The organism is Frigoribacterium sp. VKM Ac-2836 (assembly GCF_013248995.1).
Lineage (GTDB): Bacteria > Actinomycetota > Actinomycetes > Actinomycetales > Microbacteriaceae > Frigoribacterium.
This window is the reverse complement of record NZ_JABRPK010000001.1, coordinates 1,133,265-1,156,016: the sequence shown is the minus strand read 5'-3', so window position 1 is coordinate 1,156,016 and position 22,752 is coordinate 1,133,265. Positions and strand designations below refer to the sequence as shown.

The following is a 22,752-nucleotide window of genomic DNA, read 5'->3' as shown; positions in this document are numbered from 1 at the left end:
GCCGCTAGGCCAGGTTGATCAAGTCGGAGTAGTCCGGGGTCCAGTGATCCTCGGTTCCCTCGGGCATGATCAGCACCCGTTCGGGGTTCAGGGCCTCCACGGCTCCCTCGTCGTGGCTCACGAGGACGACGGCCCCTTCGTAGTTGCTCAGGGCGTCGAGGATCTCGAGTCGGCTCGCGGGGTCGAGGTTGTTGGTGGGCTCGTCGAGCAGCAGGACGTTCGCCCCGGAGACGACGATCATGGCCAGTGCCAAACGGGTCTTCTCTCCACCCGACAACACGCCGGCCGGTTTGGCCGAGTCGTCACCCGTGAAGAGGAACGAACCCAAGACCCTCCTGGCTTCCATCTCGGTGATGTTCGGCGAGGACGACACCATGTTCTCGAGCACGCTGCGCTTGACGTCGATCGTCTCGTGCTCCTGCGCGTAGTAGCCGACCCGCAGCCCGTGACCCGGCTCGAGTTGGCCCGTGTCAGGAGCGTCGACACCGGCGAGGATGCGCAGCAGGGTCGTCTTGCCGGCGCCGTTGAGGCCCAGGATGACGACCTTCGAGCCGCGGTCGATGGCGAGGTCCACCGCCGTGAAGATCTCGAGCGAACCGTAGCTCTTGGACAGGTTCGAGGCCATGAGCGGGGTCTTGCCACAGGCGACCGGCGTCGGGAACCGGAGTTTCGCGACGCGGTCGACCGCACGCACCTCGTCGAGGCCGGAGAGCAGCTTCTCGGCGCGTGCCACCATCTGGTGCGCCGCCGCGGCCTTCGAGGCCTTCGCGCCGAAGCGGGCCGCCTGCTTCTGCAGGGCCGAGGCCTGCTTCTCGGCGTTGGAGCGCTCCTTCTTGCGGCGTTCTTCGTCGGCGGCCCGTTGCCGCTGGTAGTTGCGCCAGCCCATGTTGTAGACGTCGATGGCCTGCCGGTTGGCGTCGAGGTAGAAGACGCGGTTGACGACTTCCTCGACCAGTTCGATGTCGTGGCTGATGACGATGACCCCGCCTTGGTAGGTCTTGAGGTATTCGCGGAGCCAGACGACCGAGTCGGCGTCGAGGTGGTTCGTCGGCTCGTCGAGGATCATCGTGTCGGCGGCCGAGAAGAGGATGCGGGCCAGCTCGATGCGTCGGCGCTGCCCACCGGAGAGCGTGGAGAGGGGCTGGTCCAGGATGCGATCGGGAAGGCTCAGGTTGCTGGCGATGGACGCGGCTTCGGCCTCGGCCGCGTACCCGCCGAGGGCGTTGAACCGATCGTCGAGGTCGCCGTAGCGCTTCATGGCGCGGGCAGCTACGTCGGGGTCGGGATCACCCATGGCGAGGGTGGCCTCTTGGATGCCGAGCAGCAGCTGACCGAGCCCGCGGGCGTCCAGGATGCGCGTCCGGGCCAGGTCCTCGGGGTTGCCGCTGCGAGGGTCCTGCGGGAGGTAGCCGATCTCGCCGGAGCGTTCGATCTTGCCGCCCGTCGGCATCGTCTCGCCGGCGAGGGTCTTGGTCATGGTCGTCTTGCCGGCGCCGTTACGGCCGACGAGGCCGATCTTGTCGCCCCGGTCGACCCGGAACGAGACGTCGGCCATGAGGAGGCGCGCGCCGACGCGGATCTCGAGATCGTGCACGGAGAGCACAGCAGATGTCCAATCGATTGGTGAGGAGTCCACAACGGGGCCCGGAGGAGGGCCGCCCATAGGATGGGGACGTCGTGTGGAGAGGGTCGCAGCACTGCGCTGCCGACCAGCCGCTCGGCCGATCAACCTACCCATTCTAGGAGTCCCCATGACGAACGCTGCCGCATCGACCTCACGGCCGGTCCTCGCCGACCGCTTGGTGGCCCGTGGCGCCGCCACCGACGTGGCCCTCGTGCTCGGTGGCGTGGCCGTCGTCTCGGCCCTCGCGCAGGTCCAGGTCCCCCTCTGGCCGGTGCCCGTCACAGGGCAGACGCTCGGTGTGATGCTCGTGGGTGCTTCCCTCGGCGCGCGTCGTGGAGCGCTCGCGCTGGCCTCCTACCTCGTGCTGGGCGTCGCCGGTCTTCCGATCTTCGCCGAGTTCTCGGGGGGTCCGCTCAGCGTTCTCAAGCCGAGCTTCGGCTTCGTGATCGGCTTCGTCGTCGCGGCTGCCGTCATCGGCTGGCTGTCGGAGCGGGACTGGGACAAGAAGTGGTGGCGCTCGGCGGCCGCCTTCTTCCTCGCCAGTCTCATTCCCTTCGCCGTGGGCCTCCCCTACCTGGCTGTCGTGCTCGGATCGCTGGGTCTGCCGAACGACCTGCCCAGCGTTCTCGCGGCCGGCCTCTACCCGTTCGTCGTCGGTGGCGTCGCGAAATGGCTGATCGCCGCGTCTGCACTCCCCCTCGCCTGGCGTCTCCTGAAGCGCGTCGGCGACTGACTCCTCCCACCCCGAGGTCCTCGTCGGATCACACACGACGAAGCCCCGCCCCTCTCGAGGGGCGGGGCTTCGTCGTCGTGCCGGCGGACAGGGTCAGATGGAGAACCCGATGGCACGCATCATGTCGCGTCCGTCGTCCGTGATGCGATCGGGGCCCCACGGCGGCATCCACACCCAGTTGATGCGGAACGCGTCGACGACCCCGTCGAGGGCATTGGCGGTGTCACCCTCGATGACGTCGGTCAAGGGGCAACCGGCGCTCGTGAGGGTCATGCTGATGATGAGCGCGTTCTCGTGCTCTTCGTCCATCGCCAGATCGTAGATGAGCCCCAGGTCGACGATGTTGACGCCGAGCTCGGGATCGACGACCTCTTTCAAGGCCTCGATGGTCTGATCGAACTTCTCGGGGCTGAGTGCGACGGCCATGGTCAGACCGCCGTGGTCGCGGCGGCCTCTGCGGCGGCTGCCGTCACGTACCGGTCGTAGCCCTCGTTCTCGAGACGGTCGGCCAGCTCGGGCCCACCTTCGTCGGCGACGTGGCCGTCGACGAACACGTGGACGAAGTCGGGCTTGATGTAGCGCAGGATGCGCGTGTAGTGCGTGATCAGCAGGAGTCCGAGGCCAGTGTTGGCCTTGGCGCGGTTGACGCCTTCGGACACGATCTTCAGCGCGTCGACGTCGAGACCGGAGTCGGTCTCGTCGAGCACGGCGAACTTCGGTTTGAGCAGCTCGAGCTGCATGATCTCGTGGCGCTTCTTCTCGCCGCCCGAGAAGCCCTCGTTGACGTTGCGCTCGGCGAAGGCCGAGTCCATCTTCAGGGCGGTCATCGACTCGCGAAGGTCCTTGATCCAGCCCCGGATGGCGGGCGCTTCGCCGTCGAGGGCGGTCTTGGCCGTGCGGAGGAAGTTCGAGACCGTGACGCCGGGGATCTCGACGGGGTACTGCATGGCGAGGAAGAGCCCCGCCTTGGCGCGCTCGTCGACGCTCATCTCGAGGACCTCTCGACCGTCGAGAAGGATGGAACCCCCGTCGACGTTGTAGCGGGGATGACCGGCGATCGTGTACGCGAGGGTGGACTTGCCCGAGCCGTTGGGGCCCATGACGGCGTGGATCTCGCCCTCGTTGATGGTGAGGTCGACGCCCTTGAGGATGGGCTTGGGCCCGGCGTCGGTGTCGATGCTGACCTTGAGGTCGCGGATCTCGAGAGTGGACATGCGTTCTGTTCCTTTACTGTGCGGCTTCGGTGGGGGTCGACGTGGTGTCGACGTACACCTCGCCGTCGATGACGGAGACCGAGAAGACCGGTACGGGTTCGTAGGCGGGCAGCGTGAGCGGCTTGCCGGTGGTGAGCTCGAACTTGGAGCCGTGGGCCCAGCACTCGAGGGTGTCGTCTTCGACGAATCCCTCGGAGAGCGAGATGTCGCCGTGGGTGCAGGTGTCGCCGATGGCGTGGATCGTTCCGGCGCTGTCTTTCACCACGGCGATCGCGACGCCGTCGACGACGACGCGATGCGCCTGGGACGGGCTGACGTCGTCGACGCCACAGACCTTCGTCGGCATCAGGCGACCGTCTCGCCGGACGTCGCCTCGCCCGCGGCCAGTTCGACCTCGATGGCGTCCACCAGGCGGGCCTGGAGGTCGGCGTCGCCGATCTTCTGGATGACCTCGACGAGGAACCCGAGAACCACCAGGCGTCGTGCCTCGTGCTCGGAGATGCCCCTCGACTGCAGGTAGAAGAGGTGCTCGTCGTCGAAACGACCGGTCGCGCTGGCGTGCCCTGCGCCCTCGATGTCCCCGGTCTCGATCTCGAGGTTGGGGATCGAGTCGGCGCGTGTTCCCTCGCTGAGCACCAGGTTGCGGTTCTGTTCGTAGCTATCGGTCCCGGGAGCCGTTCGGCCGATGAGCACGTCACCGATCCAGACGGTCCGGGCACCGGCGCCCTGGAGGGCACCCTTGTAATTGACGCGGCTCCGGGTCTTGGGGGCGTCGTGGTTGACGTAGACCTGCTGCTCGAGGTGTTGGCCGGCATCGGCGAAGTACACGCCGTAGAGCTCGGCGTCGGCACCTTGCTCGGCAAGGTGGGCCGACGGGTTGACCCGGACGACCGAGCCGCCGAGGCTCACCACGAAGTGCTTGAGCTGCGCGTCGCGACCGATGCGGGCATGGTGGCTCGCGAGGTGCACGGCGTCGTCGTCCCACTCTTGCAGGGTGACCACGGTGAGGTGTGCCCCCTCGTCCACCACGATCTCGACGTTCTCGACCAGCTGTGCCGACCCGGTGTTGCGGAGGACCACCATGGCCTGGCTGTGGGCCTTGGCGTGGATGAGGGTGTGCCCCGCCCGCGGTTCGCGGTCGAGACCCGAGCGGCCGATGGTGATGGCGGACGGCTCGTCGCCGTCGAGGGTGACGGCGAGGACCTTCTCGGCACTCGCCCACGCGTTGGCCGATGCCTTGTCTTCGGGCGTTCCGGCCGTTCCGACCCGCGAGTCGCCGCGGTCGATCCATTCGACGGTCGCGCCGGGCGTCTCACGAGCCAGGTACGCATAGGGCGAGCCGTCGAGATGACCGTCGATCAACGGACGAAGCCGCGACACGGGGCTGAGCTTCCAGTCCACCTCGCGACCCGTCACGTCGGCGAAGGCCGCGGGGTCGACCGAGGTGAACCGCTCGGATCGGGTCTGGACGGGGACGAGGCCCCATCCGCCGTCGGTGTGGGCACCTGCGCCGTGCTGGACACCCGGCGTGGTGGTGGACTCTGGTGTGGTGGTGGGTGCTGCGGCGGACATCTAGCCGACTGATCCTTCCATGCTCATCTCGATGAGCTTGTTGAGTTCGAGCGCGTACTCCATCGGGAGCTCGCGGGCGATGGGCTCGATGAAGCCGCGGACGATCATGGCCATGGCCTCGTCCTCGGCCATGCCGCGAGACATGAGGTAGAAGAGCTGCTCTTCACTGACACGCGAGACGGTGGCCTCGTGACCGAGCTGGACGTCGTCGACACGGATGTCGATGGCGGGATAGGTGTCCGACCGCGAGATCGTGTCGACGAGAAGGGCGTCACAGCGGACCGTGTTGGCCGCGTGGTGCGCGGCCTCGTCCACGCGCACCTCGCCGCGGTAGCCCGCGCGACCGCCGCCGCGAGCGATCGACTTCGAGACGATGGACGACGTCGTGTACGGCGCCATGTGGATCATCTTCGCGCCGGCGTCCTGGTGCTGCCCCGGGCCCGCGAAGGCGACGGAGAGGGTCTCGCCCTTGGCGTGCTCGCCGACCAGGTAGATGGACGGGTACTTCATCGTGACCTTCGACCCGATGTTGCCGTCGATCCACTCCATGGTGGCGCCCTCGTGGGCGATCGCCCGCTTGGTGACCAGGTTGTAGACGTTGTTCGACCAGTTCTGGATCGTCGTGTAGCGCACGCGGGCGTTCTTCTTGACGATGATCTCGACGACGGCCGAGTGCAGCGAGTCCGACTTGTAGATCGGAGCGGTGCAGCCCTCGATGTAGTGCACGTAGCTGCCCTCGTCGGCGATGATCAGCGTCCGCTCGAACTGGCCCATGTTCTCGGTGTTGATGCGGAAATACGCCTGCAGCGGGATCTCGACATGGACGCCCTTGGGTACGTAGACGAACGAGCCGCCCGACCAGACCGCGGTGTTCAAGGCGGCGAACTTGTTGTCTCCGGCGGGGATGACGGTGCCGAAGTACTCCTGGAAGAGCTCGGGGTGCTCGCGCAGCGCGGTGTCGGTGTCCATGAAGATGACACCCTGCTGCTCGAGATCCTCGCGGATCTGGTGGTAGACCACCTCGGACTCGTACTGAGCAGCGACACCCGCCACGAGGCGATTGCGCTCGGCCTCAGGGATGCCGAGCTTCTCGTAGGTGTTCTTGATGTCGTCGGGAAGTTCGTCCCAGGTGGTCGCCTGCTTCTCGGTCGACCGGACGAAGTACTTGATGTTGTCGAAGTCGATGCCCGACAGGTCGGCACCCCACGTCGGCATGGGCTTGCGCTCGAACAGCGTCAGGCCCTTCAACCGGTTCTTGAGCATCCACTCCGGTTCGCTCTTCAGGTTCGAGATGTCGGTGACGACCTCGGGTGACACCCCTCGGCGCGCCGAGGCACCCGCGGTGTCGGAGTCGGCCCAGCCGAACTCGTACTGCCCCAGGCTCGCGAGCTCGGGTCGATCGATCAACACGTCTGACATGACTACCTCTTTCTCTGCCGGACCGAACACGGGTCGGCCGAACGGCATTCCCCGGGTGATGGAGCGGCCCGGTTGCTCGCCCTGCGAGTCGAACACACCGGCGGTCCTCGCTGCGTCGGACGACGCTCGACGTGATCGAGACGTCAGGTGACGTTGCTTAGACTGGTGGTGAAGACCGTGCACCGCTTCTGCGGATCTCACGGCCTTCGGATGTCTCCGTCGACACCCTGCCGGGTCGTGTTCCTGAACCCGTTGATTCTACAGGGCCGACCGCCGAATGTGACGAAAGGCAGCAAGTCGTGAGCAACGCACAGGTGGGCGCCACCGGAGTCCTGACCCGAGCCTGGTCATGGCTGCCCACGACCGTCGACCGCCGGGTCCGGTTCATCGCCTGGGCGTCGTTCGTCTGTCAGGTGCTCCTGATCGGCACCGGAGGCGCCGTGCGGCTCACGGGGTCCGGGCTGGGCTGCCCCACCTGGCCGCGCTGTACCGCCGACTCGTTCGTCAGCACACCCGAGATGGGCATCCACGGAGTCATCGAGTTCGGCAACCGTCTGCTGACCTTCGTGCTCACCCTCGTGGTGATCCTCGCCTTCCTCTTCGTGCTGCGGATGCGCAAGGTCCGGCGTGACTTCTTCTGGCTCACCCTCGTCCAGGGCCTGAGCATCCCATTCCAGGCAGTGCTCGGCGGGATCACCGTCCTCACCGGCTTGAACCCCTACATCGTCGGGGCCCACTTCGTCGTTTCGATCGTGCTCGTCGCGCTGACCACGACGTTGCTCTGGCGGGTCTACCGCGGGCCTCGGGGGCACCATGCCGCGACGCCGCGGGGCTACGCCCGGCTCGTGCACGTCACGTCGGCGGTGGTGGCGGTCACGGTCGTCGTCGGCGTCCTCACGACCGGCTCCGGGCCTCATGCCGGTGACGCCGCCACGCCCCGCAACGGTCTGGACCCGGCGATCATGGACCACGTCCACAGCTGGCCCGCTTACGCCACCCTGGCCCTCACTGTCGGCGTCTTCGTGTGGACCCTGCGGGCGAGCCTCCCCCGCCGGTTCCCTCTGGCCCTCCTCGGCGTCGAGGTCGCCCAGATCGCCGTGGGCATCACGCAGGCACGGACGGGGCTGCCTCCCCTGCTCGTCGGCAGCCACATGGTGCTGGCAGCCCTGCTCGTGGCGGCCATGACCGCCGTCGTGCTGTCGCTTCGCAACGATCAGGCACCGGACGAGGTCGAGCCGATCGTCGAAGCGGCCGCCTCCCGCGCCTGACGGTCGCGACGAAGGACGCTTCTAGCCGCGGCGCATGACGGTGTCGACGTCGTCCTGGTCGATGACGACGAATCCCGTGCGTTCGTAGAGAGACACCGCGCGGCTGCCCGTGAGCACGTCGAGGGTGATCGAGCCTCCGGCCACGGAGGTGATGGCCTCGGTGAGGAGGGTCGTCCCGATGCCGTGACCTCGCGCCTCCTCGGCCAGGTAGAAGTGGCGCAACCACGTCGTCCCGTCGTCGGGGTGCAGCGCGATGCACCCGAGGAGGCGCTGGTCGCCTTCGACGACGCGCGTCTCGGAGGCGACGAACTCGCGCTCGAAGCGTGCCCGATGCCGTGGGGGATCCCAGATGCCGAGTCGCTCGAACTCGGGTCTGAGCACCTCGAGCTTGAGCTCGGACAGCGGGACGAGGTCGTCCGCGCGCGCCGGACGGACGGCCCATCCAGAGGCGCCCACGCGATCAGAAGGGAAGCAGGGGGTCGACGCCGACGGCGACGAACAAGAGCGTGAGGTAGGTGATGGAACTGTGGAAGACGCGCATGGGACGCACCTCCGCGACGTGCTGGATGGCCCGGCTGTAGAGCCGGTGCGATTCCCAGACGAACCAGGCACCGCTGGCCAGGGCGACGACGGTGTACAGGACACCCATGCCGGCCACCGGCACCAGGATGAGGGAGCACACGACCGTCGCCCACGCATAGAGGATGACCTGCAGGCCGACGATCGAGCGCCCACGCACGACCGCCAGCATGGGCACGTCGGCGGCGGCGTAGTCGTCGCGGTACTTCATCGAGAGGGGCCAGTAGTGCGGGGGCGTCCAGAGGAAGATCACCATGAACAGGATGACGGCGGACCACGAGAGGTCGTTCGTGACGGCCGCCCAGCCGATCAGGACGGGCATGCATCCGGCGATCCCACCCCAGACGATGTTCTGGGGCGTTCGGCGCTTCAACCAGAGGGTGTACACGACGACGTAGAACAGGATGGCGCCGAGCGAGAGGGCCGCGGAGAGCAGGTTGACCGTGAGGGCGAGCCAGACGATCGATGCCACGCCGACCACGTACGAGAAGACGAGCGCCTCGCGGTCGCTCACGTCGCCGGTGACGAGTGGACGCCCCTGGGTCCGCTTCATGATGCGATCGATGTCTCGATCGATGTAGCAATTGAACGCCGAGGCCGATCCGGCGCTCAGGGCACCACCGATCAGCGTCGCGGCGACCAACCACAGGTTCGGGATGCCCCCCTGCGCGAGGAACATCGTGGGTGCCGTCGTGACGAGCAAGAGCTCCATCACGCGGGGCTTCGTGAGGGCCACGTACGCTCGAGCCTTGCGACGGAAGCCCCGGGGTGATGTGTCGGGGCGGATGTCAACGGCTGCGGTCATGAGTCCTCTAACGAGACGAACGGTTTGCCCGAGAAGTCTAGGCGATGAACGTCGACGCTGACGGCGAACCCCCGGCCGGATGCGGACGGGCGGAGGGGCTTCGTCCCTATACTGACAGGTGCTTGCCAGTCGCACGCCCTCTCGGTCCCGAATCACCGGACGAACCGTCCTGATCTCCGCCCCCAGCGTGTGTGCGACCCAGCCGACGATGTCTCGGCAGGCGCACGTCAGCGCGGGAGCGAATCGACCCCGCGCAGTTCGCATCAAGAAGGGTCAACTTCCAGTGGCAGATCTGCAATGGGAATCCATTGACAACAAAGCAGTAGACACGGTCCGCGTCCTCGCGGCCGACGCGGTGGAGAAGGTCGGCAACGGCCACCCCGGTACCGCGATGAGCCTGGCGCCCGCCGCCTACCTGCTCTTCCAGAAGGTCATGCGTCGTGACCCGAGCGACAGCACCTGGATCGGTCGCGACCGATTCATCCTGTCCGTCGGCCACAGCTCGCTGACGCAGTACATCCAGTTCTACCTGGGCGGCTACGGTCTCGAACTCGACGACCTCGAGGCTCTGCGCACCTGGGGCTCCAAGACCCCCGGCCACCCCGAGTACGGCCACACCGACGGCATCGAGATCACGACCGGCCCGCTGGGCCAGGGATTCGCGAGCTCGGTGGGCTTCGCCTACGCCGCCCGCTTCGAGCGCGGTCTGTTCGACCCCGAGGCCGCACCGGGGACGAGTCCGTTCGACCACTTCGTCTACGTCATCGCCGGAGATGGCGACATGCAAGAGGGCGTCACGAGCGAGGCCGCCTCGCTGGCCGGGCACCAGAAGCTCGGCAACCTCGTCGCGATCTACGACTCCAACCAGATCTCGATCGAGGACGACACCAACATCGCCTTCACCGAGGACGTCCACAAGCGCTTCGAGTCGTACGACTGGGACGTCCAGGTCGTCGACTGGAAGAAGACCGGTGAGTACGTCGAGGACGTGGCAGAACTGCACGACGCCATCGAGAAGGCCAAGGCCGTCACGGACAAGCCCTCGCTGATCATCCTCAAGACGATCATCGGCTGGCCGTCGCCCAAGAAGCAGAACTCCGGCAAGATCCACGGTTCCGCCCTGGGCGCCGACGAGGTCGCCGGCCTCAAGTCGGTCCTCGGGTTCGACCCCGAGAAGTCGTTCGACGTCGACCCCGCCGTCCTCGAGCACACCCGCAAGGCCGTCGAGCGAGGTCAGGCACAGCACGCCGAGTGGGACGAGAAGCTCGCCGCCTGGGCGTCGGCCAATCCCGACAAGAAGGTCATGCTCGACCGCATCCTCGCCAACGAGCTGCCCGAGGGCATCGAAGAGGCACTGCCCGTCTTCGAGGCCGGCAAGGACGTCTCGACACGAGCTGCCTCCGGCAAGGTCATCAACGCCCTCGCCGGCGTCGTGCCCGAGCTCTGGGGCGGTTCGGCCGACCTCGCCGAGTCGAACCTCACCACCATCACGGGTTCCAAGTCGTTCGTCCCGACCGAGTGGTCGACCGACGAGTGGAGCGGTGACCCCTACGGTCGCGTGCTGCACTTCGGCATCCGCGAGCACGCCATGGGTGCCATCCTCAACGGCATCACGTTGCACGGCAACACGCGCCCCTTCGGTGGCACGTTCCTGATCTTCAGCGATTACATGCGCCCCGCCGTCCGTCTCGCCGCGCTGATGAAGTCGCCCGCGATCTACGTGTGGACTCACGACTCCGTGGCCCTCGGCGAGGACGGCCCGACCCACCAGCCGATCGAGCAGCTGGCGTCCCTGCGCGCCATCCCCGACCTCGACGTCGTCCGTCCGGCCGACGCCAACGAGACGGCCTGGGCCTGGGCGACGATCCTCGAGCGCCACCACGGCCCCGCGGGCATCGCGCTCAGCCGTCAGAACCTGCCCGTCTTCGAGCGCGGCACCGGCGACGCCGAAGGTGACACCTTCGCGTCCGCCAAGAACGTCGCCAAGGGTGCTTACGTCCTGGCCGAGGCGCCGGGCGGCACGCCCGACGTGATCTTCGTGGCGACGGGTTCCGAGGTGCAGATCGCCGTCGAGGCCCGCGAGGTCCTGCGCGGCGAGGGCATCAACGCCCGCGTCGTCTCGGCTCCGAGCATCGAGTGGTTCGACGAGCAGTCCGACGAGTACAAAGAGGCCGTCCTCCCGGCCGCCGTCAAGGCCCGCGTCTCGATCGAGGCCGGTGTGGCGATGCCGTGGCGCGGCATCGTCGGTGACGCCGGCCGCAGCGTGTCGATCGAACACTTCGGTGCCTCGGCCGACTACAAGACGCTGTTCAAGCAGTTCGGCATGACGACCGAAGCCGCCGTCGCCGCCGCCAAGGACTCGATCGCCGCTCTCTGAGCGTCGACAAAGGAAGAAGAAGAACATGACTGATTCGAACACCGCACAGCTCTCCGCCGCCGGCGTGAGCATCTGGCTCGACGACCTCTCGCGCGAGCGCATCAACGCGGGCGGCCTCCAGAAGCTCATCGCCGAGCGCAACGTCGTCGGCGTGACGACCAACCCGACGATCTTCGCGTCGGCTCTCGCCAAGGGCGAGGCCTACGACGACCAGGTCGCCCTGCTCTCCAAGACCGGGGTCAGCGTCACCGACGCCGTCTTCGAGATCACGACCGACGACGTCACCCGTGCCTGCGACATCTTCCGCGAGGTCTACGACACGACCGGTGGATTCGATGGCCGTGTGTCGATCGAGGTCGAGCCGGGTCTCGCCCACGACGCCCAGGGCACCATCGACCAGGCGGTCAAGCTGGCCGCCAAGGTCGGACGCCCCAACGCCCTCATCAAGATCCCCGCGACCATCGAGGGACTCGAGGCCATCACGGCCGTCATCGCTCAGGGCATCAGCGTCAACGTGACCTTGATCTTCAGCCTCGAGCGCTACCGGGCCGTCATCAATGCCTACCTCACGGGCCTCGAGCAGGCCAAGGCCGCTGGCATCGACATCACCGAGATCCACTCGGTGGCTTCGTTCTTCGTGTCGCGCGTCGACACCGAGATCGACAAGCGTCTCGACGCCGTCGGCACCGACGAGGCGAAGGCCCTCAAGGGAAAGGCGGGCGTCGCCAACGCTCAGCTCGCCTACGAGGTCTACCAGCAGGCTTTCGACTCCGAGCGGGCCAAGGGTCTCATCGCCGCCGGCGCCAACAAGCAGCGCCCCCTCTGGGCGTCGACCGGCGTCAAGGACCCTGCCGTCCTCGACACGACCTACGTCGTCGAGCTCGTCGCCCAGGACGTCGTCAACACGATGCCCGAGAAGACCCTCGAGGCGACCTTCGACCACGGCGAGGTGCGCGGGGACACGATCAGCGCCTCCTACGCCTCGGCGAACGAGACCATGGACGCGATCGCCGCGCAGGGTGTGTCGTACGACGACGTGACCGAGACCCTCGAGAAAGAGGGTGTCGAGAAGTTCGTCGTGTCGTGGAACGAACTGCTCGATACCGTCACCGCCGCTCTTGAGGCCGCCAAGCCCGCCGGGGAGTCCAAGTGACGATCACCATCGCTGCCAGCGGAGACGCGGCACAGGCGGTCGAGACGGTCGTCCCGCAGCTCGTGAGCGACCTCGTCGCCTCCGGCATCACGGCACAGAACCCCACTCTGTGGGGCCCTGACGCCGAGGACGAGTCGGCCAAGCGTCTTGGCTGGACCGAGGCCGTCGTGGTCTCCACCCCTCTGCTCGACGAGATCGACTCGCTGCGCGACGAGCTCGCCGCCAAGGGTGTCGACCACGTCGTGCTCGCGGGCATGGGCGGTTCGTCGCTCGCGCCCGAGGTCATCACCCGGACCTACGGCGTCGAGCTCACCGTGCTGGACGCGACCGAGCCCGGCCAGGTCCTCACGGCCCTCGCCGACCGCCTCGAGCGCACCGTGCTCGTGGTGTCGTCCAAGTCGGGCTCGACCGTCGAGACCGCCAGTCAGCGCAAGACCTTCGAGAAGGCGTTCACCGACGCCGGCATCGACCCCGTCGAGCGCATCGTCGTCGTCACCGACCCGGGTTCGCCCCTGGACGGGCAGGCTCGCGAGGCCGGGTACCGCGTCTTCAACGCCGACCCGAACATCGGTGGGCGCTACTCGGCCCTCTCGGCGTTCGGTCTCGTGCCGTCCGGCCTGGCCGGTGCCGACATCCGCGAACTGCTCGCCGAGGCCGACGCCGTGACGGTCGAGTTGGCACAGGACCGTGCCGACAACCCCGGCCTGGTGCTGGGCGCGGTCCTGGCAGGAACCTCGCCGCTTCGCGACAAGATCGCCATCGTCGCCGACGGTACGCACATCGTCGGGTTCCCGGACTGGGCCGAACAGCTCATCGCCGAGTCGACCGGCAAGCAGGGCCGCGGCCTCCTCCCGGTCGTGATCGGGACCTCCGCCCCCGAGATCACGGCGGGTCTGCATGACGTGCAGGTCGTCCGACTCGTGGCCAACGCCGACGAGACCCGTGAGGTCGCGCCCGGCGAGGTCGAGATCTCGGGTTCGCTCGGCGGCCAGATCATGGTCTGGGAGTACGCCGTCGCCGTGGCCGGGCGTCTGCTCGAGATCAACCCGTTCGACCAGCCCGACGTCGAGTCGGCCAAGGTCGCGACGCGGGCGTTGCTCGACGACCGTCCCGAGCCCACTCCCCCGGCCTTCACGTCCGAGGGCGTCGAGGTCCGCGAGGTCGGAGGCGTCGAAACGGGCGACACGCTCGAGTCGGCCGTGGCCGCGCTGCTCTCCCACCTGAGCGACGACGGCTACGTCTCGATCCAGGCCTACGTGGACCGCGTGGCGAACCCGCAGCTCGACGAGATCCGCGACCTGCTCGCGGCACGTACGCAGCGTCCCGTCACCTTCGGGTGGGGACCGCGCTTCCTGCACTCGACCGGTCAGTACCACAAGGGCGGCCCGGCCAACGGTGTCTTCCTGCAGATCACGCAGGTGCCCGAGACCGACCTCGAGATCCCGGACAGCCCGTTCACGTTCGGGCAGCTCGTGCAGGCTCAGGCTGCGGGCGACGCCAAGGTCCTGGCCGAGCACGGTCGTCCGGTGCTGACGCTGACGGTGACCGACGTGGCCGCCGCGTTGCCGGTCATCACCGCCGCACTCCGCTGAGTCGAAAGGGCCGGCGTCCTCACGGGCGCCGGCCCTTTCGTCTTGCCCCGGTGGTCCCCTCAGTCGTCACTCGCGTGCGACCGGATACCCCTCGAACCACAGAACGGATGCCCATGTCACCGGTGCCGATCACCCCGGAGTCCAACCCGCTGCGGCTGCCCTCCGATCGACGTCTCAACCGCATCGCCGGCCCCAGCGGCCTCATCATCTTCGGCGTGACGGGGGATCTCTCCCGCAAGAAGCTCATGCCCGCCGTCTACGACCTCGCCAATCGTGGCCTGTTGCCGCCCGGCTTCGCGCTCGTCGGTTTCGCCCGACGCGAGTTCGAGGGCCAGGACTTCGAGCAGGTCGTCTACCAGGCCGTCAAGGACCACGCGCGTACACCGTTCGACGAGGACGTCTGGCGTCAACTCAAAGAGGGATTCCGATTCGTCCAAGGGGTCTTCGACGACGCCGACGCGTTCGCACGGCTCAAGGACACCATCGAGGCGCTCGACCGTGAGCGTGGCACGATGGGCAACCACGCGTTCTACCTCTCCATCCCGCCCAAGGCCTTCCCGATGGTCACGGAGCAACTGCGCAACTCGGGGCTCGCCGAGGAGAAGGACGGTGCATGGCGTCGTGTCGTCATCGAGAAGCCGTTCGGCAGCGACCTGAAGACTGCTCGCGAGCTCAACGCCGTGGTCGAGACGGTCTTCGAGCCCGACAGCGTCTTCCGTATCGACCACTATCTCGGCAAAGAGACGGTGCAGAACCTGCTGACGCTCCGGTTCGCCAACCAGATGTACGAACCCCTCTGGAACTCCAATTACGTCGACCACGTCCAGATCACCATGGCCGAGGACATCGGCGTCGGAGGGCGAGCGGGTTACTACGACGGGATCGGCGCCGCTCGCGACGTCATCCAGAACCACCTTCTCCAACTGCTCGCACTCACGGCCATGGAAGAACCCGTGACGTTCGCCGCCCGCGATCTTCGAGCCGAGAAGGAGAAGATCCTCTCGGCCGTCCGCCTGCCCGCGGACCTCTCCGCGGGCACGGCCCGGGGCCAGTACGCCGGAGGGTGGCAGGGGGGCGAGAAGGTCCTGGGCTTCCTCGACGAAGAGGGCATGAACCCCGAGAGCACGACGGAGACCTTCGCGGCGATCAAGCTCGAGATCGCCACGCGCCGATGGGCTGGCGTGCCGTTCTACCTCCGGGCGGGAAAACGTCTCGGGCGCCGGGTGACCGAGATCGCCGTCGTGTTCAAGCAGGTGCCCGAGAACATCTTCGGGACGCAGACATCGCTTGGGCAGAACGCTCTCGTGATCCGGGTCCAGCCCGACGAGGGCGTGACCCTCCGGTTCGGTTCGAAGGTGCCCGGGATCGGCACGCAGGTCCGCGACGTCACCATGGACTTCGGCTACGGGCACGCCTTCACCGAGGCGAGCCCAGAGGCCTACGAACGGCTCATCCTCGACGTCCTCCTCGGCGATCCACCCTTGTTCCCGCGCCACGAAGAAGTCGAGCTGTCCTGGAAGATCCTCGACCCGATCGAAGAGTTCTGGGCCTCGCAGGGCCAGCCCGAGCAGTACCGACCCGGCACCTGGGGCCCCGCCTCGGCCGATGAACTCATGGCCCGTGACGGCCGTACCTGGAGGCGTCCGTGATCGTCGATCTGCCCGACAGCACCATCAGCCGCGTCCAGAAGGCGCTCGTCAAGATCAGGGAAGAAGGAGGCGCGGTCGCCTTGGGCCGTGTCCTCACCCTGATCATCTCCACCCGTCTCGGCGACGAGGAAGAGGCGATCGAAGCGGCGAACGACGCGTCCCGCGAGCACCCCATGAGGGTCATCGTGGTGTCCACGTCGACCGAGCTGGACGACCTCGACGGTCGATTGGACGCCCAGATCCGCGTGGGCGGGGACGCCGGAGCCAGTGAGGTGATCCTGCTCCGGGCCTACGGCGACACCGCGAGCGACGAGGAAGGACTCGTCACCGGGCTCCTGCTCCCGGACGCTCCCGTCGTAGCGTGGTGGCCCAAGACCGCGCCTGCCGTGGTGTCGGAGTCTCCCCTGGGGCGCATCGCCCAGCGGCGCATCACAGACGCTGCGAGCCAGGCCAACCCTCGCCAGTCGATCATCGACCTCGCCCGCAGCTACGCTCCCGGCGACACCGACTTCGCGTGGACCCGGCTCACCCTGTGGCGGGCCCAGCTCGCCGCCGTGCTCGACCAGCCACCGTACGAGTCGGTCACCGAGGTGGGGGTCTCAGGAGCACCCGACTCCCCCTCGACGCTTCTCCTGGCCGCGTGGCTGCGCCTGCAACTCGACGTGCCGGTGGACGGCGAGTTGACGACCCGGGCGACCGGCTCGAGCGGCATCCACGGCGTGAAGCTGGTCCGTCCCTCCGGCCCCATCGTCCTCGAGAGGTCGCTCGACGACGTCGCGACCCTGACCCAACCAGGACAGCCCACGCACGATCTGGCCCTGCCACGCCGCTCGCTGCGCGACTGCTTGGCCGAGGAACTCCGTAGACTCGACCCCGACGACCTGTTCGGGAACGTCGTGAGACACGGGGTCGGCCAACTGAACGAACCCGTCCAGAGCAACTAGAGCAGAAGAGAACCGTGACGAACGAACGCCGGGTGCTGGTCCACCCCGACAAACAATCGCTGGGCGCGTCCGTGGCCGCCCGCTTCATCACCAAGATCATCGACGTTCTCGAAGAACAGAATTACGCGTCGGTCGTCGTGAGCGGCGGCTCGGTCAGCACCCTCGTGCTGGCGGCCATCAACGCGTCACCGGCCCGCGACAGCGTCGACTGGTCGAAGGTCTCGATCTGGTGGGCGGACGAACGCTGGGTCCCGGCCGGCGATTCCGACCGCAACGACACACAGGCCGGCATCGATCTCCTCGATCACATCGGGCTGCTGCCCGAGAACGTCCATCGTTTCGGCGCTGTCGGTGACTACGTCGACGTCGAGGCCGCGGCAGCCGCCTATCGCGAAGAACTCCTCCAGCACGCCCAGGCCGACGACGAGGCCCCGCGCTTCGACATCACGCTCCTCGGCGTCGGACCCGACGGTCACGTCGCATCGCTGTTCCCCGACAAGGCGCAGATTCGCCAACTCGCGCCCACCGTGCTCACGATCGACGACTCCCCCAAGCCGCCACCGGTGCGACTCACGCTGAGCCTTCCCGTGATCAACAACTCGCAGCGCGTCTGGATGATCCTCGCCGGAGCCGAGAAGGCCTCGTCGCTGGGGCTCGCCCTCGCGGGTGCGGGCGCGGACCAGGTGCCGGTGGCAGGGGTCAAGGGTCGTAAGCGGACGGTGTTCTTCGTGGACCAGGACGCGGCGGCCGAGGTACCCGAGAACCTCATCGCTTCCACCTACTGAGCCTGGGCTCGGACGACCTGTCCGAGGCATGACGAAGGCCCCGCAGCCAAGAGCTGCGGGGCCTTCGTCATGGCCGGTGTCGAGGCGCCCGGAGGCGCGCTCGATAAGGTCAGGCCTTGCCGCGTCGGACGCGAAGTTGTTGCAGGGCCTCTTCGAGCAGCTGTTCGGCCTCTTCTTCGGTTCGCCGCTCTTTGACGTACGCGAGGTGCGTCTTGTAGGGCTCTAGCTTGGCAACCGTCGGCGGGTTGGCCTTGTCGCGGCCCGCCGGGAGTCCACTCGAGGGCGAGTCGACCGTTTCGGGGATCTCTTCGTCGGGAACATTTGCTGCGAAGTGGCGGACCACCTCGTTGCCGAGAGCATCCCAGTACGAGATCGTCACTCGCTCGGCGTGGAATCCACGGTCTTGTTCGCCCATGGGGCCTGCACCGACGCGCGACCCTCGGATCGCGCTACCGCCCGACGCCATCAGCTGACCGCCGCGAACTTGGTGATGAGGCCCAGGACCACGATGCACGTGATCCAGACGAGGCCGAGGAAGACCGTGATGCGGTTGAGGTTGCGCTCGGCGACACCCGAGGCACCGAGGTTGCTCGTGACACCACCGCCGAACATGTCGGACAGACCGCCGCCACGACCACGGTGAAGCAGGATGAGGAGGGTCAGCAGGAGGCTCGTGATGCCGAGCAACACCTGCAGGATGACCTGGAGAATTTCCACGTAGGACCTTTCGATGCGGTGAGACCGCTGAACAGTATAACCGCGCGGGGCCTCCCCCTGGGGAGGTCGAATCGGAGGGGCGCTGCCGATCGTCGCCCCCCGATTCAGACGCCGACGTGCGCTTGGAACCGGACGATGCTGGCGAACTCGGTCACGTCCAGGCTCGCCCCGCCGACGAGGGCGCCGTCGACGTTGGGCTCACGCATGAACGAGGCGATGTTCGTGGATTTGACCGATCCGCCGTAGAGGATCCGAGTGGCCGCCGCGGAATCCGGCCCGACGAGCTCGACGAGGGCGGCGCGCAAGGCGGCGCAGACCTGCTCGGCCTGCTCGGCGGTCGCGGCCTGACCGGAGCCGATCGCCCAGACGGGCTCGTACGCCACGACGACCTCGGCGGAAGCCGGCACCTGTGCCAGCGCTGCACGGAGCTGAGCCACCGGCACCGCACTCGGTCCGTGCTGCTCGAGGTCTTCCGCGGTCTCACCGACGCAGATGACGGGAACGAGACCCGAACGATGGGCCGCAGCGACCTTCGTGGCCACGACCTCGTCGTTCTCGGCGTGGAGCGTCCTGCGCTCCGAGTGCCCGACGAGGGCGTAGCGGACGTCGAGCTTGGCCAAGAACTGGCCCGAGACCTCGCCCGTGAAGGCCCCCGAATCGTGGGCGGACAGGTCTTGGGCTCCGAGGGCGAGGTCGAGCTTGTCGGCGTCGAGCAGCGTCTGGACGCTTCGGAGGTCGGTGAAGGGCGGGAACACCGCAGTCTCGACCGACTCGAAGTCGTGCTTCGCGTCCTTGAGGGACCAGGCGAGCTTCTGGACGAACGCGATCGCCTGCAGGTGATCGAGGTTCATCTTCCAGTTGCCGGCGATGAGAGGGGTGCGTGTGGTCACCATCCGAGGACCTCCAGTCCGGGGAGTCGTTTGCCCTCGAGGAACTCGAGGCTGGCTCCACCGCCGGTGGAGATGTGGCCGAACTGGTCGTCCGAGAAACCGAGGGCCCGAACGGCCGCGGCCGAGTCGCCGCCGCCGACGACCCCGAGACCGGAGACATGCGTCAGGGCCTCGGCGACCTTCTTGGTGCCGTGTGCGAAGGCGGGGAACTCGAACACGCCCATGGGGCCGTTCCAGAAGACCGTCGACGAGGTCTGAACGGTCTCGGCGAATCGGGCCGCCGTCTCGGGACCGATGTCCAGGCCGAGGGCTTCCGGGCCCAGGGAGGACGATTCGATGCCGTCCGACGCGACGACGCTGTGCTCGGCGTCGGCGCTGAAGGCCGAGGCGACGACCACGTCGACGGGGAGCACGAGATTGACGCCGCGACGCGCGGCCTCGTCGACGTATCCGCGGACCCGGTCGAGCTGGTCCTTCTCGAGCAGGCTCTTGCCGACGGGAAGCCCCTGGGCGGCGAGGAACGTGAAGAGCATGCCGCCACCGATGAGCAGGTTGTCGACCCGCGGCAGCAGGTGCTCGATGACACCGAGCTTGTCCGAGACCTTGGAGCCGCCGAGGACGACCGTGTAGGGCCGGGTGGGTTTCTCGGTCAGCTTGTCGAGGACCTCGAGCTCACGGGAGATCAGCGACCCTGCCGCACTCGGGAGGAGCGCCGGCAACTCGTAGACACTCGCCTGTTTGCGGTGCACGACACCGAAGCCGTCGGAGACGAAGACGTCGCCGAGCTCTGCCAGGCGACGGGCGAACTCTTGGCGTTCCCCCTCGTCTTTCGATGTCTCGGCCGCGTTGTACCGCAGGTTCTCGAGCACCACGATCTGACCGTCGGTCAAGTCGGCGACAGCTGCGCTGGTGTCGTCTCCGACCGTGCTCGCCGCGAAGCCGACGCTCTTCCCGAGGAGTTCGCTGAGGCGTTGCGCGACCGGTCGCAGGCTGTACTCGGCCTTGGCCTGGCCGTCGGGACGCCCGAGGTGCGAGATGACGACGACCCTCGCTCCCTGATTGATCAGCAGGTCGAGGGTCTCGAGGGAGGCGCGGATGCGTCCGTCGTCGGTGATCTCGCCGTCCTTCAACGGGACGTTGAGGTCGCATCGGACGATGACGCGTTTGCCCGACAAGGGACCGAGTGAATCGAGGGTTCGCAGGCTCATGGCTTCGTTTCGGGTTGGGGACGGCGCCTCGGCCCGGACGGGACCGAGGCGCCGAGTTCGGACTAGAGGCGGTCGGCCACGTACTTCGTCAGGTCGACCAGTCGGTTCGAGTAACCCCACTCGTTGTCGTACCACGAGGTGATCTTGACGAGGTTGCCGATGACCTTGGTGAGGCCCGAGTCGTAGATCGACGAGTGCGGGTCGGTCGTGATGTCGGTCGAGACCAGGGGGTCCTCGGAGTAGGCGAGGATGCCCTTGAGCTCCCCTTCGGCCGCGGCCTTGTATGCCGCGTTGATCTGCTCGACCGTCACGGGGGTGCTGGTCTCGAGGGTCACGTCGGTGATCGAGCCGGTGGGCACGGGCACGCGAAGGGCGTAGCCGTCGAGCTTGCCGGCGAGCTCGGGGATCACGAGGCCGATGGCCTTGGCGGCGCCGGTCGACGTCGGGACGATGTTGAGCGCGGCGGCACGAGCACGGCGCGGGTCCTTGTGAGGGCCGTCCTGCAGGTTCTGGTCGGCCGTGTAGGCGTGCACGGTCGTCATGAGACCGCGCTCCACGCCGAAGTTGTCGAGGAACACCTTCATGAGGGGCGCGAGGCTGTTCGTCGTGCAGGACGCGTTGGAGATGATGTGGTGGTTGGCGGGGTCGTAGATGCCCTCGTTCACACCCAGCACGATGGTGGCGTCGTCACCGGTGGCCGGAGCCGAGATGAGGACCTTCTTCGCGCCGGCCGTGATGTGCTTGCGGGCGTCTTCGGCCTTCGTGAAGAAACCGGTCGACTCGACGACGATGTCGACACCCAACTCGCCCCAGGGCAGGTTGGCGGGGTCGCGCTCCGCGAGGACCTTGATCGGCTTGCCGTCGACGACGATCGAGTCACCGTCCAGCTCCACCGTGGCGTCGAGACGACCGGTGATGGAGTCGAACTTGAGGAGGTGCGCTAGTGCCGCGTTGTCGGTCAGGTCGTTGACGGCGACGATCTCGATGTCGGTGCCCTTGGCGAGAGCCGCGCGGAAGTAGTTACGGCCGATGCGACCGAAGCCGTTGATGCCGATCTTGACGGTCAATGAAACTCCTGATGATCAGGCGTCGTGGGGACGCGTGGAGGGTGTGGGCGACCAGGCCCGTGGAGTCGCCCGAACTCTCGATGAGTTCGGGCCGCACACCGTTTACGACAGTAGCAGCAGCCCTCCGGAATTCGTCGTCCCGTGTCGTCGCGGGACTCCGTACGGACCTCAGTCGAGGTCGAGGTCGTTCGGCAGGTTGGCGTCCGTGCCGGGCAGCCCCAGGTCGCTGGCCTTCTTGTCTGCCATGGCGAGGAGGCGCCGGATGCGCCCTGCGACGGCGTCCTTGGTCATCGGGGGGTCCGCATGGTGGCCGAGTTCGTCCAGGCTGGCGTCACGGTGGGCGAGGCGCAGCTCGCCCGCGTACTTGAGGTGGTCGGGGATGTCGTCACCGAGGAGCTCCATCGCCCGGTCGACCCGGGCACAGGCGGCCACGGCAGCCTGTGCCGACCGTCGCAGGTTGGCGTCGTCGAAGTTGACGAGACGGTTGGCCGTTGCTCGGACCTCACGCCGTTGCCGCATCTCTTCCCAGTCGGTCACGCTCTTCTGGGCACCCATCACCTTGAGCATGGTGCCGATCGCCTCGCCGTCCCGGATGATGACGCGGTGCACCCCTCGGACCTCGCGGGCCTTGGCGGCGATGCCGAGTCGCCCGGCGGCGCCGACGAGCGCCATGGCGGTCTCGTTGCCCGGGCAGACGACCTCGAGGGACGCGGACCGGCCCGGATCCGTCAGGGAGCCCTGGGCGAGGAAGGCGCCGCGCCAGATGGCGGCGAGGTCGTCACGCGAGCCGGTCGTGAGCCGGTTGGGCAGCCCGCGCACCGGTCGTCGCCTGGCATCCATGAGCCCCGTCTGGCGGGCGAGAGTCTCACCGGCCTCGTGCACCCGCACGAGGAATCCGGGGTTCCGTCGTGCACCGGAGGGCGCCGTCATGGCGACGTCGCTCCGAGCCCCGTAGAGCTCGGCGAGGTCCTTCCGGACTCGACGGGCGATCAGCGCCGAGTCGAGCTCCGCCTCGACCGCGATCCGACCCGAGATGAGGTGCAGTCCCCCGGCGAAGCGGAGGACGGTGGCGAGCTCGGCGGCCCGGACCGTCGTCCTGCTCACCTCGACGCGGGCGAGTTCTTCTTTGACGTCGGCAGTCTGGGCCACTCCGGTT

22 protein-coding genes are annotated in these 22,752 nt (G+C 67.5%); 8 read left to right on the top strand and 14 right to left on the bottom strand.

Features of this window, described 5'->3' with window-relative positions:
• Positions 1-4: 4 nt before the first annotated feature.
• A complete protein-coding gene (locus HRF36_RS05365) occupies positions 5-1,603 on the bottom strand; it encodes an ABC-F family ATP-binding cassette domain-containing protein (protein ID WP_173207205.1) in 1,599 nt (532 codons plus the stop codon).
• A 148-nt stretch (positions 1,604-1,751) separates the two neighbouring features.
• Here HRF36_RS05365 and HRF36_RS05360 point away from each other — a divergent pair, with 148 nt between their 5' ends.
• Complete coding sequence (locus tag HRF36_RS05360) at positions 1,752-2,357, top strand: biotin transporter BioY (protein WP_173207203.1); 606 nt, start codon at positions 1,752-1,754, stop codon at positions 2,355-2,357.
• 93 nt (positions 2,358-2,450) lie between these two features.
• On the opposite strand, the gene HRF36_RS05355 is transcribed toward HRF36_RS05360, so the two are convergent.
• Genes HRF36_RS05355 through sufB form a run of 5 tightly spaced genes read right to left on the bottom strand, consistent with a single transcriptional unit; the run spans position 2,451 to position 6,562 of the window.
• A complete protein-coding gene (locus HRF36_RS05355; RefSeq protein WP_043594998.1) occupies positions 2,451-2,783 on the bottom strand; it encodes a metal-sulfur cluster assembly factor in 333 nt (110 codons plus the stop codon).
• 2 nt (positions 2,784-2,785) lie between these two features.
• Entirely contained in the window at positions 2,786-3,571 is a 786-nt protein-coding gene (gene sufC / locus HRF36_RS05350) for a Fe-S cluster assembly ATPase SufC (RefSeq protein ID WP_123517742.1), read from the bottom strand.
• Between the two features lie 13 nt (positions 3,572-3,584).
• The gene (locus HRF36_RS05345; protein WP_173207200.1) at positions 3,585-3,917 is read right to left on the bottom strand and encodes a non-heme iron oxygenase ferredoxin subunit; all 333 of its coding nucleotides are present in this window, start codon (positions 3,915-3,917) and stop codon (positions 3,585-3,587) included.
• Complete coding sequence (gene sufD, locus HRF36_RS05340) at positions 3,917-5,143, bottom strand: Fe-S cluster assembly protein SufD (protein ID WP_173207197.1); 1,227 nt, start codon at positions 5,141-5,143, stop codon at positions 3,917-3,919. Before sufD ends, HRF36_RS05345 begins: the two co-directional genes overlap by 1 nt.
• On the bottom strand, positions 5,144-6,562 hold the full coding sequence (sufB, locus tag HRF36_RS05335) for a Fe-S cluster assembly protein SufB (RefSeq protein WP_173207194.1): 1,419 nt from the start codon (positions 6,560-6,562) through the stop codon (positions 5,144-5,146).
• Positions 6,563-6,861: 299 nt separating this feature from the next.
• Between sufB and HRF36_RS05330 the strand changes: the two genes are divergently transcribed.
• Positions 6,862-7,830, top strand: a complete 969-nt coding sequence (locus HRF36_RS05330; RefSeq protein ID WP_371740023.1) for a heme A synthase — start codon at positions 6,862-6,864, stop codon at positions 7,828-7,830.
• A gap of 21 nt (positions 7,831-7,851) precedes the next feature.
• On the opposite strand, the gene HRF36_RS05325 is transcribed toward HRF36_RS05330, so the two are convergent.
• Positions 7,852-8,286 carry a GNAT family N-acetyltransferase gene (locus HRF36_RS05325; RefSeq protein WP_173207191.1) on the bottom strand — a complete coding sequence of 145 codons (435 nt, stop codon included), beginning with the start codon at positions 8,284-8,286 and terminating at the stop codon, positions 7,852-7,854.
• Between the two features lie 4 nt (positions 8,287-8,290).
• A complete protein-coding gene (locus HRF36_RS05320; RefSeq protein ID WP_054146096.1) occupies positions 8,291-9,214 on the bottom strand; it encodes a heme o synthase in 924 nt (307 codons plus the stop codon).
• Positions 9,215-9,497: 283 nt separating this feature from the next.
• Between HRF36_RS05320 and tkt the strand changes: the two genes are divergently transcribed.
• From tkt to pgl, 6 genes are all read left to right on the top strand, one after another.
• The gene (gene tkt / locus HRF36_RS05315) at positions 9,498-11,591 is read left to right on the top strand and encodes a transketolase (RefSeq protein WP_173207188.1); all 2,094 of its coding nucleotides are present in this window, start codon (positions 9,498-9,500) and stop codon (positions 11,589-11,591) included.
• Between the two features lie 25 nt (positions 11,592-11,616).
• Positions 11,617-12,744 carry a transaldolase gene (gene tal, locus HRF36_RS05310; protein ID WP_173207185.1) on the top strand — a complete coding sequence of 376 codons (1,128 nt, stop codon included), beginning with the start codon at positions 11,617-11,619 and terminating at the stop codon, positions 12,742-12,744.
• The gene (locus HRF36_RS05305) at positions 12,741-14,336 is read left to right on the top strand and encodes a glucose-6-phosphate isomerase (RefSeq protein WP_173207182.1); all 1,596 of its coding nucleotides are present in this window, start codon (positions 12,741-12,743) and stop codon (positions 14,334-14,336) included. Before tal ends, HRF36_RS05305 begins: the two co-directional genes overlap by 4 nt.
• Before the next feature lie 113 nt (positions 14,337-14,449).
• Positions 14,450-15,985 (top strand): glucose-6-phosphate dehydrogenase, encoded by a 1,536-nt coding sequence (zwf, locus tag HRF36_RS05300; RefSeq protein ID WP_173207965.1) that lies wholly within the window; start codon positions 14,450-14,452, stop codon positions 15,983-15,985.
• On the top strand, positions 15,982-16,929 hold the full coding sequence (locus tag HRF36_RS05295; RefSeq protein WP_173207179.1) for a glucose-6-phosphate dehydrogenase assembly protein OpcA: 948 nt from the start codon (positions 15,982-15,984) through the stop codon (positions 16,927-16,929). Before zwf ends, HRF36_RS05295 begins: the two co-directional genes overlap by 4 nt.
• A gap of 14 nt (positions 16,930-16,943) precedes the next feature.
• Complete coding sequence (gene pgl / locus HRF36_RS05290; RefSeq protein WP_173207177.1) at positions 16,944-17,714, top strand: 6-phosphogluconolactonase; 771 nt, start codon at positions 16,944-16,946, stop codon at positions 17,712-17,714.
• A 109-nt stretch (positions 17,715-17,823) separates the two neighbouring features.
• Here pgl and HRF36_RS05285 read toward each other — a convergent pair whose 3' ends face one another.
• The 6 genes from HRF36_RS05285 to whiA all read right to left on the bottom strand — a co-directional run bounded on the left by HRF36_RS05285 (position 17,824) and on the right by whiA (position 22,745).
• Positions 17,824-18,180 carry an RNA polymerase-binding protein RbpA gene (locus tag HRF36_RS05285; RefSeq protein WP_173207174.1) on the bottom strand — a complete coding sequence of 119 codons (357 nt, stop codon included), beginning with the start codon at positions 18,178-18,180 and terminating at the stop codon, positions 17,824-17,826.
• Positions 18,180-18,431, bottom strand: coding sequence for a preprotein translocase subunit SecG (gene secG, locus HRF36_RS05280; protein WP_043595012.1), 252 nt, complete (start codon positions 18,429-18,431; stop codon positions 18,180-18,182). Before secG ends, HRF36_RS05285 begins: the two co-directional genes overlap by 1 nt.
• Before the next feature lie 104 nt (positions 18,432-18,535).
• Complete coding sequence (tpiA, locus tag HRF36_RS05275) at positions 18,536-19,324, bottom strand: triose-phosphate isomerase (RefSeq protein ID WP_173207171.1); 789 nt, start codon at positions 19,322-19,324, stop codon at positions 18,536-18,538.
• A complete protein-coding gene (gene pgk / locus HRF36_RS05270) occupies positions 19,318-20,529 on the bottom strand; it encodes a phosphoglycerate kinase (protein ID WP_173207169.1) in 1,212 nt (403 codons plus the stop codon). The genes tpiA and pgk overlap by 7 nt, the downstream gene beginning before the upstream one ends.
• A gap of 62 nt (positions 20,530-20,591) precedes the next feature.
• Positions 20,592-21,596 (bottom strand): type I glyceraldehyde-3-phosphate dehydrogenase, encoded by a 1,005-nt coding sequence (gap, locus tag HRF36_RS05265; RefSeq protein ID WP_043595015.1) that lies wholly within the window; start codon positions 21,594-21,596, stop codon positions 20,592-20,594.
• Positions 21,597-21,764: 168 nt separating this feature from the next.
• Positions 21,765-22,745, bottom strand: coding sequence for a DNA-binding protein WhiA (gene whiA / locus HRF36_RS05260; protein WP_173207166.1), 981 nt, complete (start codon positions 22,743-22,745; stop codon positions 21,765-21,767).
• Positions 22,746-22,752 lie beyond the last annotated feature (7 nt).

Excerpts from the sequence above, each read along its gene's own strand:
- HRF36_RS05360 (WP_173207203.1), top strand. The coding sequence starts at position 1,752 with ATGACGAACGCTGCCGCATCGACCTCACGGCCGGTCCTCGCCGACCGC.
- HRF36_RS05355 (WP_043594998.1), bottom strand. The coding sequence starts at position 2,783 with ATGGCCGTCGCACTCAGCCCCGAGAAGTTCGATCAGACCATCGAGGCC.
- sufC (WP_123517742.1), bottom strand. The coding sequence starts at position 3,571 with ATGTCCACTCTCGAGATCCGCGACCTCAAGGTCAGCATCGACACCGAC.
- HRF36_RS05345 (WP_173207200.1), bottom strand. The coding sequence starts at position 3,917 with ATGCCGACGAAGGTCTGTGGCGTCGACGACGTCAGCCCGTCCCAGGCG.
- sufD (WP_173207197.1), bottom strand. The coding sequence starts at position 5,143 with ATGTCCGCCGCAGCACCCACCACCACACCAGAGTCCACCACCACGCCG.
- sufB (WP_173207194.1), bottom strand. The coding sequence starts at position 6,562 with ATGTCAGACGTGTTGATCGATCGACCCGAGCTCGCGAGCCTGGGGCAG.
- HRF36_RS05320 (WP_054146096.1), bottom strand. The coding sequence starts at position 9,214 with ATGACCGCAGCCGTTGACATCCGCCCCGACACATCACCCCGGGGCTTC.
- tal (WP_173207185.1), top strand. The coding sequence starts at position 11,617 with ATGACTGATTCGAACACCGCACAGCTCTCCGCCGCCGGCGTGAGCATC.
- zwf (WP_173207965.1), top strand. The coding sequence starts at position 14,450 with ATGTCACCGGTGCCGATCACCCCGGAGTCCAACCCGCTGCGGCTGCCC.
- HRF36_RS05285 (WP_173207174.1), bottom strand. The coding sequence starts at position 18,180 with ATGGCGTCGGGCGGTAGCGCGATCCGAGGGTCGCGCGTCGGTGCAGGC.
- tpiA (WP_173207171.1), bottom strand. The coding sequence starts at position 19,324 with ATGGTGACCACACGCACCCCTCTCATCGCCGGCAACTGGAAGATGAAC.
- pgk (WP_173207169.1), bottom strand. The coding sequence starts at position 20,529 with ATGAGCCTGCGAACCCTCGATTCACTCGGTCCCTTGTCGGGCAAACGC.